At 68.8% G+C, this 16,745-nt stretch carries 3 protein-coding genes and 2 pseudogenes; 1 reads left to right on the plus strand and 4 read right to left on the minus strand.

Going from position 1 to position 16,745, the window contains the following annotated elements; genetic code table 11:
- Window positions 1-21 precede the first annotated feature (21 nt).
- Both AC5Y4F_RS11885 and AC5Y4F_RS11890 read right to left on the minus strand, forming a co-directional pair.
- On the minus strand, window positions 22-12,585 hold the full coding sequence (locus AC5Y4F_RS11885; RefSeq protein WP_499996849.1) for a type I polyketide synthase: 12,564 nt from the start codon (window positions 12,583-12,585) through the stop codon (window positions 22-24).
- A gap of 417 nt (window positions 12,586-13,002) precedes the next feature.
- On the minus strand, window positions 13,003-13,353 hold the full coding sequence (locus tag AC5Y4F_RS11890) for a hypothetical protein (RefSeq protein WP_082947451.1): 351 nt from the start codon (window positions 13,351-13,353) through the stop codon (window positions 13,003-13,005).
- A gap of 163 nt (window positions 13,354-13,516) precedes the next feature.
- On the opposite strand from AC5Y4F_RS11890, the gene AC5Y4F_RS11895 reads away from it, so the two are divergent.
- Window positions 13,517-13,852: an RNA polymerase-binding protein RbpA gene (locus AC5Y4F_RS11895; protein WP_067930965.1), complete on the plus strand. Its 336-nt coding sequence runs from the start codon at window positions 13,517-13,519 to the stop codon at window positions 13,850-13,852.
- Window positions 13,853-13,881: 29 nt separating this feature from the next.
- Here the strand turns inward: AC5Y4F_RS11895 and AC5Y4F_RS11900 are convergent.
- Window positions 13,882-14,725 (minus strand): annotated as a pseudogene (locus tag AC5Y4F_RS11900) (polyprenol monophosphomannose synthase); the annotation flags it as partial.
- Between the two features lie 130 nt (window positions 14,726-14,855).
- A pseudogene (lnt, locus tag AC5Y4F_RS11905) lies at window positions 14,856-16,457 on the minus strand (apolipoprotein N-acyltransferase); the annotation flags it as partial.
- Window positions 16,458-16,745 lie beyond the last annotated feature (288 nt).

The following is a 16,745-nucleotide window of genomic DNA, read 5'->3' on the forward strand; positions in this document are numbered from 1 at the left end:
CGTCGCCGGCGCGACTCATGGTTATTCGTCGTCGTCCAGCAGCGCGGCGTTGACCAGGTCGTCGAGGTCCATGTCGGCGATGTCCTTCTCCGCAGAGAAAGAAGTCACCTCCGACGGCGCGTTGGGACTCGACGATTCGTCGGCCAAGGCGAGCAAGAGCTCCAGCACGCCGGCCTGGCGAAGGCGCTTGACCGGAATGGATCCGACGACCCGCTGAATCTCGGCTTCTCCCGGCGGGGGGGCCGCCACGGTCTGGTCGGTGGATCCGACCAATTCGCGATACATGTAGCCGGCCAGCGCGGCGGAGTTCGGATAGTCGAAGATCAGCGTCGGCGAAAGCGACAGTCCGGTCGCGGCTTTGAGGCGGTTGCGCATTTCGACGGCGGTCAGCGAGTCGAACCCGAGCTCCTGGAACGCCCGGTCCGGGTGGATGGCCTCCGGGCTGGCGCTGCCCAGCACGGTCGCGATGTTGGCGCGCACCAGATCCAGTAGGATAGCCTCCTGCTCATCTGCGGGCAGCCCTTCGAGGCGTTGCAGCAGAGCGGATTTCGACTTGGCGGCGGCCAGCGAGTCATCGACCTGGCGACGCGTCGGTGCGTTGATCAGATCGACGAACATCGGCGGCAACGTGCCACCGTCGAACTTGACCCGCAACGCCGCCAGGTCGATGTGGGCGGGCAGCATGAAGGGCTCATCGACGATCAGCGCGGTGTCCATGAGTTCTAGCGCCTGATCCGAGGACATGGCGACGATCCCGTCCCGGCCGAACCGGGCGCGGTCGGCGGCACCCAGCGCACCGGTCATGGCGCTGGCCTGATCCCAGAGGCCCCAGCCCAGCGAAATCGCGGGCAGCCCGTGCGCCCGCCGGTGCGCGGCCAACCCGTCCAGGAACGAGTTGCCGGCCGCGTAGTTGGCCTGACCCGAGGCACCCGCGAGCCCGGCGATCGACGAGAACATCACGAACGCCGACACATCGAGGTCGCTGGTCAATTCGTGCAGGTTCCACGCCGCGTCGACCTTGGACCTCAGTACGGATTCGATCCGGTCGGGCGTCAAAGATGTCACCACCGCGTCATGCAGAACGCCGGCGGCATGGATTACGCCGGTCAGCGGACGCTGCATCGGGATTTCGGCGATCACCTTGGCCAGGGCCTCGCGGTCGGCGGCATCGCAGGCCACCGTCTCCACGTGTGCACCGGCCGCGTTCAGTTCGGCGACCAGCTCCGCCGCGCCCGGTGCGTCCAGGCCGCGGCGGCTCACCAACACCAGATTGCGTGCGCCGTGGCGGGATACGACGTGTCGGGCGACCGCCGAGCCGGCCATGCCGGTGGCGCCGGTGATCAAAACCGTGCCGGCCGTCCACGCGTCGGGCATGGTCATCACGACCTTGCCGACGTGGCGCGCCTGGCTCAGGTAGCGCAGCGCGGCGGGTGCACGTCGCACATCGAACCTGGTGACCGGCAACGGCCGCAGCACATCTTCGCCGAACATGGCGGCCAACTCGTCGAGCATCGCCGCGATGCGATCCGGACCGGCTTCGAAGAGGTCGAACGCGCGGTAGCGCACACCCGGGTGGTCCCGCGCGACGACCTCGCGGTCGCGGATATCGGTCTTGCCCATCTCGAGGAAGACCCCGCCTGGGGCCATTAGGCGCAGCGACGCATCGACGAAATCACCTGACAGCGAGTCCAAGACCACATCCATGCCGCGCCCACCGGTGACGGCCCGGAACTTCTCCTCGAATTCCAGGGTCCGCGAGTCGGCGATGTGGTCGTCGTCAAAGCCCATGTCCCGCAGGGTGTCCCACTTGCCGCGGCTGGCGGTCGCGAACACTTCCAGACCGATGTGGCGCGCCAGCTGGACCGCGGCCATTCCCACCCCACCGGCCGCGGCGTGCACCAGCAGCCGCTGACCGGGTTTGGCGCCGGCCAGGTCCACCAGAGCGTAGTTCGCCGTGGCGAACACCACGGACGCCGTCGCGGCGGCGGTGTGTGACCAACCGGCCGGCACCTTGGCGAGCAGACGCTCGTCGGTCTTGGCGATGGTTCCGGTGCCGTCTGGGAACAGCCCCATGACGCGGTCGCCGACGGCGAAACGCCCTTCGGGCGAAGCGGTTTCGGGCCCAGTTTCCAAGACAACGCCTGCGGCCTCGATGCCCATGATCGCCTCGGGGTCGGGATAGAGACCCAACGCGATCATGACGTCACGGAAGTTGGCCGCGATGGCCGACAGCTCCACTCGCACCTGGCCGGGACCCAGCGGCACGTCGGCGTCGGGAATCCGCTCTATGCGCAGGTTCTCGATCGTGCCGTGGCTGCTCATGCCGAGTCGCCACGGTCCGTCGTCGGGTGGCAGCAGCAGACCGCTGACGGCGCGGCTGCCGAGCACGCGTGCGGTGTAGACCGTACCGTTGCGCAGTATCGCCTGGGGCTCGTTGAGCGCCAGAACCGCTGCGATCGCGTCAGAATCCAGCTGAGCGTCCGTATCGACGAGCACGATCCGCCCCGGGTGCTCGGTCTGGGCCGACCGCACCAGCCCCCACACCGCCGCACCGGCCAAATCGGTGACGTCCTCGCCCGGCAGGGTCATCGCGCCCCGGGTCGCCACCACCAGCGTCCCGGCGCCGTCGCGGGACAACCACGACTGCAGCACGGGCAGCACCGCCCGTGTAGCCGCGTACACATCGGTGATCACATCCCCGGACACGGGCTGCGATTCGAACAGCACCGCCGACCGATCGGCCTCGGCGCTGTCCAATTCCGTTGCACCCCAAGCGCACACCGATACCGTCTGCACCGCCGCCGACGGCTGAGCGGACCAGATGACCTCGAATAGCCGGTCCGGTCCCGAATTCGACACCGCGGCCAGGAGTTGCTTGTCGGTGACCGGGCGAGCCACCATCGACGCCACCGAGAGCACCGGCAGCCCCAGCCCGTCGGCCAATTCGATCGACACCGCCGACGGGCTGACCGGCACGATCCGTGCGCGCACTGCGCCCGCCCCCGCGGCGTGCAACGACACCTGCTGCCAGGAGAACGGGACCAGCATCGAACCTTCGGGTAGCTCCTCGCTGTTGGAGGCCAACATGACCGCGTGCAATGCCGCGTCGAGCATCGCCGGGTGCACACCGAACCCGGCCGGCGAAACCCCGGCGTCGAGGGGCAGCGACACTTCGGCGAAGACTTCCTCACCGCGGCGCCACATCGACGTCAGGCCGCGGAACGCCGGACCATACCGGTAACCGCGCTCGCCCAATTGCTCGTACCCGTCGCCCACGTCCACCGGGACCGCACCGACCGGCGGCCACGCCGACAGATCAGCGCTCGGCTGCACCGATCCCGCGCGCAGCACTCCTTCGGCATGCAGCAACCATCCCGAGCCCGCTTCAGTCCGCGAAAACACCGACACCGCACGGGCACCCGAATCGTCCGGACCGCCGACCACAACCTGGACGGCGACCGAACCACCGGCAGGCAACACCAGCGGCGCCGCCAGATTCAGCTCGTCGACGACTCCGCAACCCACCTCGTCGCCGGCGCGGATCGCCAACTCGACGAATCCCGCGCCGGGGAACAGCACGACACCGCCGATGGCATGATCGGTCAGCCAGCCCTGCACGCCAGGCGACAGCCTGCCGGTAAGCACCACCCCGCCGGTGGACGGCAGTTCCACCACCGCGCCCAACAGGGCGTGTTCACTGGCCGCCAGGCCCAGGCCCGCGGCGTCGGCCGGGGCGGCGTCGGCGGCAAGCCAAAAGCGCCGGCGGTCAAAGGCATACGTGGGCAGCTCGACGAGGTTGGCGTCGCCCAGGGCGCCGCGCCAGTCCACATCCATTCCCGCGACGAACCCTTGCGCCAGGGCGTTCACCAGGGCGACCGGCTCCGGGCGGTCCTTGCGCAGGGCGGACATCGTGGTCACCGGGGCTGCCGTCGGATCGCAGGTGAGTGTTTCTTCGATCGAAACCGTCAGTCCGCTGCTCGGACCCACTTCGAGGAAGCGGTTCGCGCCGGCGGAGTGCACGAAACGCACGCTGTCAGCGAATCGCACCGCTTCGCGCACGTGTCGCTTCCAATATGCGGCCGAGGCGAAGTCGTCTCCGGCGAGGCGACCTGTCACGTTGGACACGATCGGGATGGTGGGCTTGCCGATGGCCAGTCCGGCCGCGACGGTGCCGAATTCGTCGATCATCGGATCCATCAACGGCGAGTGGAACGCGTGCGACACGAACAGCTGGTGCACTCGGTGGCCGTCGGCGCGGAGCTGATCGGCCACTGCGGCCACAGCTTCTTGGGCACCCGAAATCACCACCGAGGTCGGCCCGTTGACCGCGGCGATGCCCATGCTGGCTTGTTCGGAGGGCGTCAGCAGGCGGCGCACCTCTTCTTCGGTGGCCTGCACCGCGACCATCGCGCCGCCCTCGGGCAGCGCCTGCATGAACCGGCCCCGGGCAACCACCAAGACCGCGGCGTTCTCCAACGACAGCACACCAGCGACGTGCGCGGCCGCCAACTCGCCGATCGAGTGGCCCATCACGAAGTCGGGCCGCACACCCCAGGATTCGAGCAGCCGGAACAAGGCGACTTCCACGGCGAAAAGCGCGGGCTGCGCGAATTCGGTGCTGTGCAAGAGGTTGTCGTCGTGCCCCCACATCACCTCGCGCAGCGGGCGAAGCAGGTGGCGATCCAGTTCGGCCACGACGGCGTTGAACGCCTCGGCGAACACCGGATAACCGGTGTGTAATCCCATGCCCATGCCCAATATCTGGGATCCCTGGCCTGGAAAGACGAAGACCGTCTTGCCGGTGGTCACCGCGCCGCGGATGACCGAGCCGCCCAAGTCGTCGCCGGCAAGCTCGTCCAACCCGGTCAGCAGCCGGTCGCGATCGTCCCCGACGATGACGGCCCGCTGCTCGAAGGCCGATCGGCCGGCCAGCGACCACCCCACATCGGCGATGTCCAAGTCCGGGTGGGCCCGCAGGTGGGCCGCCAACCGGGCGGCCTGAGAGTTCAACGCCGACAGCGACTTCGCCGAGACCGGCCACGGCACCACCGGAGCCTTGGGACCGTCCACGATGCGCGGCTCCTCGGCCGGCACGGCTTCGACGATGACATGCGCGTTGGTGCCGCTGATGCCGAACGAGGACACACCCGCGCGGCGGGGTCGGTTGTCGGGCTTAGGCTTCCAGGCGCGCGCCTCGGTCAACAACGAGACCGAGCCCGTCGACCAGTCGACGTGCGGGCTGGGCTCATCGACGTGCAGCGTCGCCGGCAATGTCTCGTGACGCATCGCCAGGACCATCTTGATCACGCCGGCCACCCCGGCGGCGGCCTGCGTGTGACCCATGTTCGACTTGATCGACCCCAACCAGAGCGGCTCGCCGCGATCCTGGCCGTAGGTGGCCAGCAGGGCCTGGGCCTCGATGGGATCGCCCAATGTGGTTCCGGTGCCGTGGCCCTCGACCACGTCCACCTCCGCCGCCGTCAATCCGGCACTGGCCAGCGCGGCACGCACCACCCGCTGCTGCGAGGGACCGTTGGGCGCGGTCAGCCCGTTGGAGGCGCCGTCCTGGTTGATGGCCGAGCCCCGCACCATGGCAAGCACCGGATGCCCCAGGCGCTGAGCGTCAGACAGGCGCTCCACCACGAGCATGCCCCCGCCTTCGGAGAATCCGGTGCCGTCGGCCGCGCCGGCGAAGGCCTTGCAGCGGCCGTCCTCGGACAACCCACGCATGCGGCTGAACTCCACGAAGATGTCGGGGGTGGCGTTGACGGTGACGCCGCCGGCCAGAGCCAGATCGCACTCCCCCGAGCGCAGCGATTGCGCGGCCATGTGTAGTGCCACCAGCGACGACGAACACGCCGTGTCCACCGAGACCGCCGGGCCTTCCAGGCCAAGCACATACGACACCCGGCCCGACGCCACACTCGACGACTGTCCGGTCAGCCGGAAGCCTTCCGCGGCCGGCGCGGCACCCATGCCGTAGCCCTGCGTGTACACCCCCGCGAACATTCCGGTGGCACTGCCGCGTAGCGTGCCGGGGTCAATTCCCGCCCGTTCCAACGCTTCCCAGGACAGCTCGAGGAACATGCGTTGTTGCGGGTCCATGGACAGCGCCTCGCTGGGCGCGATGCCGAAGAAGGCGGGGTCGAAGTCCGCGACACCGTCTACGAAGCCGCCGGTGCGGGTGTAGCAGGTGCCCGGAACATCGGGGTCGGGGTTGTACACGTTGGCCAAGTTCCAGCCACGATCGGTCGGGAAATCGGAGAGCACGTCGCGGCCTTCGGCCAACATGTCCCACAGGTCGTCGGGGGAATTCACCCCACCCGGGTAGCGGCACGCCATCCCGACGATCACGATCGGATCGTCATCGGTGGCGCGAGCGACCGGAGCATGCTTGACCTCTTGGGGGACGCCGGCGAGTTGGGTGCGGATGTAGCCGGCCAGGCCGTTGGGCGTCGGGTAATCGAAGATCAGGGTGGGCGAAAGCGCCAGTCCGGTCGCGGTTTTGAGCCGGTTGCGCATTTCGACCGCGGTAAGCGAGTCGAAACCCAACTCCTGGAACGCCCTGTCGGGGTCGATCGCCTCGGGAGTGGTGTTGCCCAGCACGGTGGCGATGTGCGAACGCACCAGGTCCAGGAGCACGGCGTGCTGCTCGGCTTCCGACAGCCCCTCCAGGCGATGCGCGAGCGCCGACTTCGATTTCGCAGCCGCCAGTGAGTCGTCGACTCGCCGCCGTGTCGGGACTTTGACGAGATCGCTGAACATCGGCGGCACCGCGACCCCGTGGGCCCGCAGCGCGCCGAGGTCGATGCGGGCCGGCGCCAGGAATGGTTCGTCGACAATCAGTGCGGTGTCGAAGAGTTCCATGGCCTGATCCGAGGACAGCGCCAAGATCCCGTCGCGGCCCAGCCGGGCCAGGTCGGCCGCGTCCAGCCCACCGGTCATGGCGCTGGCCTGCTCCCACAGCCCCCAGGCCAGTGAGATCGCCGGCAGCCCGTGCGCCCGTCGGTGCGCGGCCAACCCGTCCAGGAACGAGTTCGCCGCCCCGTAGTTGCCCTGGCCCGACGAACCGACCAGCCCGGCCATCGACGAAAACATCACGAAGGCGGTCAGATTCAGCTCGCGGGTCAACTCGTGCAGGTTCCAGGCGGCGTCGACCTTGGCCCGCAACACCGCGTCGACACGCTCGGAGGTCAGCGAGGTGACCATCGCGTCGTCGAGCACGCCGGCTGCGTGAATCACGCCGGACAGCGGCCGCTGCGCAGCAATGTCGTCGATCACCTGCGCCAGCGCTGCCCGGTCGGCCGCGTCGCACGCCACCACGCGCGCCCGGGCACCCGCGGTTTGCAGCTCGGCGATCAACTCGGCGGAGCCGGGCGCGTCCGGCCCACGCCGGCTCAGCAACACCACGTCCTCGACACCGTGGTGCGCCACCAGGTGACGCGCCAACGTCGAACCCGCCATGCCCGTCCCGCCGGTGATCAGCACCGTGCCCGCACCGAGCCCGGCACCTGGCCCAGAAGGCAGGGTCATGACGACCTTGCCGACGTGGCGGGCCTGGCTCAGGTAACGCAGCGCGCTGCGTCCGCGTCGCACGTCAAAGGTAGTGACCGGCAACGGTTCCAGCGCCCCGGCGTCGAACAGCCCCGCGAGCTCCAACATCCACTGATGCATCCGGGGACGGCCGGGCTCGAACAAGTCGAAGGCGCGGTAGCGGACACCCGGATACTCCTGGGCCACCACGCCCGGGTCGCGGATGTCGGTCTTGCCCATCTCCAGGAACACTCCACCGGGAGCGACCAACCGCAGCGAGGCGTCGACGAAGTCGCCGGCCAGCGAGTCCAGCACCACGTCCATGCCGCGGCCGCCGGTGACAGCCCGGAACTTCTCCTCGAACTCCAAACTGCGTGAATCCGAGATGTGATCGTCGTCGAAGCCCATGGCCCGCAACGTGTCCCACTTGCCGCGACTGGCGGTCGCGAACACTTCCAGGCCCAGATGCCTGCCCAGCTGAACCGCGGCCATCCCGACGCCGCCGGCCGCGGCGTGCACCAGCACCCGCTGCCCCGGCTTGACGTCGGCCAGGTGGATGAACGCCATATAGGCGGTGGTGAAAACCGCCGAGATGCCCGCAGCTTCGGCGTAGGACCAGTGGTCGGGCTTGTGCTGCAACAGGCGAACGTCGCCGGGCACCAGCGTGCCGCTGCCATCGGGGAAGAAGCCGTACACCGAATCGCCGACTGCGAACTCGGTGACACCCGGCCCGACTTCGACCACCACGCCGGCACCTTCGCCGCCAAGCAGGGCGTCGTGGGTAAACATGCCCAGGGTGATCATGACGTCGCGGAAGTTGGTGGCGATGGCGCGCAAGGCCACCCGGACCTGACCCGGCTCCAGCTCGGCGCCCGCGTTGGGAACCGGCTCCAGTTGCAGGTTTTCGAACGTTCCCGCGCTGCTGATCCCGAGCCGCCAGGGCCCGTCCGGCGGAGGCGTCATGATGCCGTCGACCGCGCGGCTGCCGCGCACCCGTGCGGTGTAGGCCGTGCCGTGGCGCAGCAACACCGCGGGCTCGCCGGCGGTCAGAACGGTCGCGATCGCGCTTTCATCAAGCGCTGCATCGGAATCCACCAGGACGATGCGGCCCGGATGCTCTGTCTGCGCCGACCGCACCAGCCCCCATACCGCCGCGCCGGCCAGATCGGGGACGTCCTCGCCCGCCAACCCCATCGCGCCCCGGGTCGCGACGATCAACACTCCGGAGTCGTGCTCGGTCAGCCACGACTGGACGGCCGCCAGCGCCTGATGCGTACGCTCATACGATCCAAAGACCGGATCTTCGTCGGCCGCAACGGATTCGAAGACCTGATGCGGGGGCGACTCGGTACTGCCCGCCGTCGTCGCAGCCGGTGACCACACCACCTCGAACAGCCGGTCTGCACCCGAGCCCGACACCCCCGCGCGCAGCTGCCGCTCGCTCACCGGGCGCACCACCATCGCGCCAACCGACAGCACCGGCAATCCGAGTCCGTCGGCCAGCTCGATCGAGACCGCCCTGGTAGCCGCGGCGCCATCCGACGTCGATGCCGGTGCGATGCGCACACGTACCGCCGAGGCGCCCGCCGCGTGTAGCGACACGCCCTGCCACGCGAACGGCAGCACCACTTCGTCGGCCTGACCGGCACTGCGGTGAGCGACGATCAGTGCGTGCATGGCCGCATCCAGCAGCGCCGGGTGGACGCCGAATCCGTTGACGCCGCCGGCGGCGTCGGGCAGCCGTACCTCTGCGAAGACCTCGTCGTCGCGCACCCACGCCGCGGTCAGGCCCTGGAATGCCGGGCCGTAGCCGTAGCCACGCGCGGTCAACTGCTCGTAGCCGTCGGTGGCGTCGACCTTGACGGCTCCCGCCGGCGGCCATGCCGACAGGTCCGCTCCCGGCTCGACCGAGCCGGTGCTCAGCGTTCCTTCGGCATGGCAGACCCAGCCGGAACCGGCGTCGGGGCGCGAGAAGATCGATACGTCGCGCCAGCCGGATTCCGCGGCGGGGCCGACGACCACTTGCACGGCGACCGATGCCGAACCGGAATCCTTGGCCGGCAACACCAATGGCGCCTGCAGCGTCAGTTCCTCGACCGTCGAGCAACCGACTTCGTCGCCGGCGCGGATCGCCAGCTCCACGAAGCCGGAGCCGGGGAACACGACCGTGCCCGACACGGCGTGATCGGTCAGCCAGCCCTGCAGGCTCGGCGACAGCCGCCCCGTCAGCACCACCCCGCCCGAAGCCGGCAGCTCGACGACCGCGCTCAGCAGCGGGTGCTCGCTGGTGCCCAGTCCCAGTCCGGAAGCGTCGGCCGCGATTCCCTCCCCGGACAGCCAAAACCGGCGCCGGTCAAAGGCGTACGTCGGCAGCTCGACGAAGCCGGCGCCGTCCAGCGCGCCGCGCCAACGCACGCTCACTCCCGCGACGAACGCCGTGGCGGCCGAAGTCAGGAATCTGTCGAGTCCGCCGTCGTCGCGGCCCAGGGTGGGGATGACCGTGACTTCAGCGGCCTCGGCGCCTCTGCTGACATGGTCGTTGGCGGTGTCCTCGATGCCCGCGACCAGAGCCGGGTGGGGACTGGATTCGATGAACGTCCGGTATCCGTGTTCGCAGGCGCTGCGCACCGCCTGGTCGAACTGCACGGTCTGCCGGATGTTGCGATACCAGTAGTCGGCGTCCAATCCGGCTGTGTCCAACCGGTTTCCCGTCACGGTCGAAAAGAACGCGATGCGCGAGGAGCGTGGCTCGATACCAGACAACACTTCCGCGAGGTCGGCGCGGATCGCCTCGACCTCGATCGAGTGCGAAGCGTAGTCCACGTCGATCCGCCGAGTCCGCAGCTCGAGGTCGGCGCAGAAGCCGGCGAGCTCGTCGAGCGCGGCGCCCTCACCCGACACCACGACGGCCGACCGGCCGTTGACGGCGGCGATGCTGACTCGATTACCGTAGGGCGCCAACAATTCCCGGGCTCGTTCGGTGCTGCAGGCGATGGACAGCATCCCGCCGGGGCCGGTCAGTGACGTCAGCAGCTTGCTGCGCAATGTGACCACCCGGGCGGCGTCGTGCAGCGACAGCGCGTCTGCGACGCAAGCGGCGGCGATCTCACCCTGCGAATGGCCGATCACGGCATCCGGGTTCACCCCGACCGACTTCCACAGTTCGGCTAGCGACACCATCACGGCGAAGAGCACCGGCTGCACGACGTCGACCCGGTCCAATCCCGGTGCGCCGGGTGCGCCACGCAGCACGTCGACCAGCGACCAGTCGACGAATTCGGCGAAGGCCTCTTCGCATTCGCGAATCTGTTCTGCGAAGACCGGTGCGGTATCCAGTAATTCGATGGCCATGCCCAGCCATTGGGAGCCCTGTCCGGGAAAGACGAACACGGTCTTGCCCGCCGGTGTCGCAGTGCCCCGAATCACCGATCCGGTGGGGTCATCGTTGGCCAGTTCGTCCAGGCCGGCGAGCAACCGGTCGCGGTCACCGCCGACGACGACGGCCCGATGCTCAAACGTCGCGCGGCCCGCCAACGACCACCCGACGTCGGCGGCGTCCAGATCACTATGCGCGCGAACGTATTCGGCCAACCGCGCCGCCTGCGCCGCCAACGCCGATGGCGATTTCGCCGATACCGCCCACGGAATACTTGGACGTGCCGGCCCGGCCTGCCGTGCCGGCTCGGCCGGAGCCGCTTCCACGATGACGTGCGCGTTGGTGCCGCTGATGCCGAACGACGACACGCCCGCACGGCGCGGGCGCTCGGCCATCCAGGGCCGCGCCTCGGTCAGCAACGACACCGAACCCGCCGACCAGTCGACGTGGGGGCTCGGAGCGTCCACGTGCAGCGTCGCCGGCAGCGTCTCGTGACGCATCGCCTGCACCATCTTGATGACGCCGGCCGCCCCGGCGGCGGCCTGCGTATGGCCCATGTTCGACTTGATCGAGCCCAGCCACAGCGGCTCGCTGCGATCCTGCCCGTAGGTGGCCAGCAGGGCCTGCGCTTCGATCGGGTCACCCAGGGTGGTTCCGGTGCCATGGCCCTCGACGACATCGACGTCGGCCGGGGACAAGCCGGCGTTGGCCAGCGCCGCACGCACCACCCGCTGCTGCGAGGGACCGTTGGGCGCGGTCAGCCCGTTGGAGGCGCCGTCCTGATTGACCGCCGACCCGCGCACCAAGGCGAGTACCGGATGCCCCAGCCGCTGCGCGTCCGACAGGCGCTCCACCACCAGGATTGCCCCGCCCTCGGACCAGCCGACGCCGTCGGCCGCGCCCGCATAAGCCTTGCACCGTCCGTCCGGCGCCAATCCGCGGTGCCGGCTGAACTCGACGAAGACCGTGGGCGTGGCGTTCACGGTCGCACCGCCGGCCAAGGCCAGGTCGCACTCCCCCGAGCGCAGCGACTGCACGGCCATGTGCAAGGCGACCAACGACGACGAACACGCCGTGTCCACCGACACCGCCGGGCCCTCGAGCCCCAGCACGTAGGACACCCGCCCCGACGCGACGCTGGAGGTCATGCCGGTCAGCCGGTAACCCTCGATCTCCTCGGCGAGCATGCCGTAACCCTGAACGATGAGCCCGGCGAACACGCCGGTGGCGCTGCCGCGCAACCCGCTGGGGTCAATCCCCGCCCGTTCCAACGCTTCCCACGACAGTTCGAGCAGCATCCGATGCTGGGGATCCATCGCGAGCGCCTCGCTCGGCGCGATGCCGAAGAAGGCAGGGTCGAAGTCGGCGACCCCGTCGACGAAGCCGCCGCTGTTCACATAGCACTTGTGACGTGCGTCGGGGTCCGGGTCGTACAGGCTCGCCAGGTCCCACCCACGGTCGGTGGGAAACTCCGAGGTGACGTCGCGACCGTCGGCGACCATTTCCCACAACGCCTCCGGGCTGTCCACGCCACCCGGGAAGCGACACGACATACCGACGATCGCGATCGGCTCATTGGACCGCTCCAGCAGCGCCCGGTTGGTGCGCTTCAGGCGCTCAACCTGGACCAGCGCTTTACGCAGCGCTTCGGTCGCATGCTGGAGTTGATCAACCATCACAAACCTCGCCTAACCCTCACCTAACGACGTGCGGCCGTCTTTCACCGCCGGATGCGGTTTTCGCCGAGTGACGGAACTTGCTGCACGAGGCGACGCCGTTTCCCGTTCGACCAGCGTCGTGCTGCTCTCCGACCCAAGAATATTGCTGGTGAGTATGGCCAACTCCGACTGAATTTCAAAACGTCCGCTGCTCCCGGCGGCTACGGCAGGACCGGCATGGACAGGTGCGCCGCGCCGCGCGAAGGAAGTGTGACTCGGGGTGCCCGATGTGCTCCCTGGGCCGCGGTGCGCCGCAGACCCGGCCCGACGTCCATGGCGCGACTGTACCCGGCCGGCCATAGCCGGCGGTCAGGCGCATGTCATGGACTATTCGGCGCGGCGAAGCGGCCATTCGGCCAGCGCTGAACGATGCGGTCACACACCCGCTCGGCGCCATCCGTCGGCGGCCCGCGCGGCTTGGATCAGCGCGTCGCATAACTGGCGCAGCTCGGTGGTTCCGGCGCCTTCGTCGACCGCCGTGGCGACGTCCTCGGCCGCGCACCGCACCTGATAGACGCGATCCGACAGGTCGGCGGCATCCTCGGCCGACAGCACCACCGCGTCGTCGGCCACCGCTGCCGCGCCGTTGCGGTTCAGCGAGGCTCGCTGTTCGTACGCGCGCTGCCGGCACGACTGCCGGCAGTACTGGCGGCGACGACCCATCCCTGCGTCTGTGACGTCTCGGCCGCACCATCGACAGGGCTGCGGCTGGGTACGGCGGCTCACGCCTGCCGACTTTAATCGGGTTTTCTCGGCGATCCCGGTATCATTGATGGTCGCGTCGCGTAGGCCGGCTTCGGCCGGGAACTGCGCCGATCGCCCCAAGCGTTTCGCTAGGTGAAGAGTTAAGAGCCAAAGAGCTCCGAAAAGACCTGAAGGAGTAGCAGCCATGGCTGATCGCGTACTGAGAGGCAGTCGCCTCGGGGCCGTGAGCTACGAGACTGACCGCAACCATGACCTGGCACCGCGCCAACTCGCGAAGTACCGGACCGAGAACGGCGAGGAGTTCGAGGTTCCCTTCGCCGACGACGCCGAGATTCCCGGCACCTGGCTGTGCCGTAACGGCCTGGAAGGCACCCTGGTCGAGGGCGACCTGCCCGAGCCGAAGAAGGTAAAACCGCCGCGCACGCACTGGGACATGCTGCTCGAGCGTCGCTCGGTGGAGGAACTCGAAGAGCTGCTCAAGGAGCGTCTCGAGATAATCAAGGCCCGTCGCCGGGGCTGACCTGCGAAATTGAACCGGGCTGGCCGTGCCTAGGTGCGGTGGTCGGCCCTGGTGGTCCGGGCCCCCGACCGTCGGCCCTGGATGCCCCAACGGGTGACTTTGACCAGGGCTTCGCGGATGTTGGATCCGCTCATCTTGGAAACACCGAGCTCACGCTCGGTGAAGGTGATGGGTACCTCGGTGATGGTGAACCCGTTGCAGATGGTGCGCCAGGTCAGATCGATCTGGAAGCAATAGCCCTTGGAGTCCACGCCGTCGAGGTCGATCGCCTCGAGCACCTCGCGGCGGTACGCGCGATAGCCGGCGGTGATGTCGTGCACACCGATACCGAGCGCCAGCCGCGCATAGGTGTTGGCCGTCCAGGACAGCGCCCAGCGCCGCTTCGGCCAATTGCGCACCGTGCCGCCCTCGACGTATCGCGACCCGATGGCCAGATCGGCGCCGGCGTCGACGGCGTCCAGCAAGCGGTGCAGCTGTTCGGGCGCGTGGCTGCCGTCGGCGTCCATCTCAACCAGCACCGAGTAATCACGGCTCAATCCCCACGCAAAACCCGCCAGATACGCCGCGCCCAGGCCGTCCTTGGCGGTGCGGTGCATGACGTGCGTGCGACCGGCGTCGGCCGACGCCAGCTCCTCGGCGAGCTGGCCGGTGCCGTCGGGGCTGCTGTCGTCCACCACGAGCAGGTGCACGTGCGGGCAAGCCTGTTTGAGCCGCCGGTGGATGACCGGGAGGTTCTCCAGCTCGTTGTAGGTCGGGATGATCACCAAGACGCGCTGGCTGGGACGATTGCCTGGGACTTGGGGCGCCGGCTGGCCGGTGGTCATGTAGCTCCTCTGTGTCGCCCGAGTTCGAAGAGTGTCGGCCGTCCTGGTCGGACGGGATGTGGTCAGTCGCCGACGTCCGCCCGGGGGTCGGGCGCGGTGTCTTCGGTCGTGCTCGTCGGACGGGGATCTGCCGGGGGTTTCACCGGCCCCGATTGGCGTGTGGACCTGAGACGTACCGAACGCGGGAACCATCCATTGTGCCGTATCCCGACCAGGATCACCGCTCCGGCCGCTAGGACCATCACCCATTGCAGCAGCGGCCCCCACCGCGTCGCCGGCGTCAGCCTCGTCTTCAGGCGCACCTGCATGTCCAGATAGGCGGGCTGGAAGAACTCGGTGCGGGCCAGCTCGCCGCCGTCGGGGGCCACCACCGCGCTGATCCCCGTGGTGCCGGCAACCACCACGTACCGGTCGTGTTCGACGGCCCGGACCTTGGCGAATGCGAGCTGCTGTTCACTCATCGTCTTGTTGAACGTCGCGTTGTTGGCCGGCACGGCCAACAACTGGGCACCGCCGAGCACCGCTTTTCTCGGGACGCGGTCAAAGATCACTTCCCAGCAGGTGGCCACGCCCACGGGCACCTCCGCGATGTGCACCACATCGGCGTCCTGACGGGGCACGAAACTTCCGGCGCGGTCCGCGTAACCGGACAGGTGCTTGAACAGCCACGGCATCGGCAGGTACTCGCCGAAGGGCTGCACGATTTCCTTGTCGTGGCGATCGGCCGGGCCGGTGGCTGGATTCCACACGATCATGGTGTTGGTGTAGTTCGGATCCTGCGGCGGGCGTCCTGGCACGTCAAGCACGCTGCCGATCAGGATCGGCGCGCCGATGGCCGCGGCGGCTCGCGAGATCTCCAGGGCGGCGTCGTCGTTGGCCAGTGGGTCGATGTCCGATGAGTCCTCCGGCCAAATGACGAATTGAGGTTGCGGAGCGGTCCCGGAACGCACGTCGTCGGCCAGCTGCAGGGTTTCCTGGACGTGGTTGTCCAGCACCGCGCGGCGCTGTTCGTTGAAATCGAAGCCCAGCCTCGGCACGTTGCCCTGTATGGCCGCGACCGTGACCGGCGGCTCACCACCCGACCCGGTACCGGCGTGGCGCACCTGCGGCCAAACAATGACGGACGCGAACAGCACCAGACAGATGCAGGTGCCGGGCAGCACCACCGCGGGCGGCGCCTGATCGGGGTGCACCGGATCTGCAGCGTGTTTGTCGCCGGCCACGCTGGACGCCGGATGCCCCGAGTGCCACCATTTCACGATCTCCAGCGCGATGGCTGTCGCGCTGAAGCCCACGAGCATGATCGCCATGGACAGCAGCGCAACGCCACCGAGCTGGACCAGCGGCAGGAACGGACCGTGCGTCTGACCGAATGCCACCGACCCCCATGGGAAGCCGCCGAACGGGACGCTTGACTTGAGCCACTCCTGGGCCGCCCATAACAGCGCGAACCAGATGGGCCAGCCGGGTAGCCCACGCACGATGACGGCGCAGAGGCCGAACAGGGCGGGAAACAGCGCCGACACGGTCGCGAGCGCAATCCACGGGATGGGCCCCACCAGGAGCCCCACCCACGGCAGCAGCGGCAGGTAGAACGCCAGCCCGAACAGAAAGGCGTAGCCCAGGCCACCGACCGGCGTAGTCGCGGGGTGCGTCAACACCCATGCCAGCAACGCGGCGGCCACCATGGCGCCCCACCACCAATTGAGGGACGGGAAACTGGCGCAGAACAGCAAGCCGGCAACCACTGCGCAACTCAACCGGGTTAGGCGGGGCAACATCGCGGCCTGGGCGCCGGGCAGTCGCGCAAACACCGCTGCCACCAGTGCGGTGGCGGCGCCGCGCGCCGCGCGTCCCAGCCGACCGCCGAACGCCGCATGTTCGCCGGGCGGTGCGGGTTGCGCGGCGCCTCCGTTTCCATCGTGCTCGTCGTCGTGCGCTTCGGGGTCGACCCCGACCTCGGCGGGCTGGTCGTCGCGGTCCGATTCGACCTCATCGCCGATCGGGTCGGTATGGGGCCGCGGGTCCGCGTCTACCGCATCGGTTTGATCCGCGGGCTCGTCGCCGCG

The sequence above is a fragment of the Mycobacterium sp. NGS56 genome, from assembly GCF_059812425.1.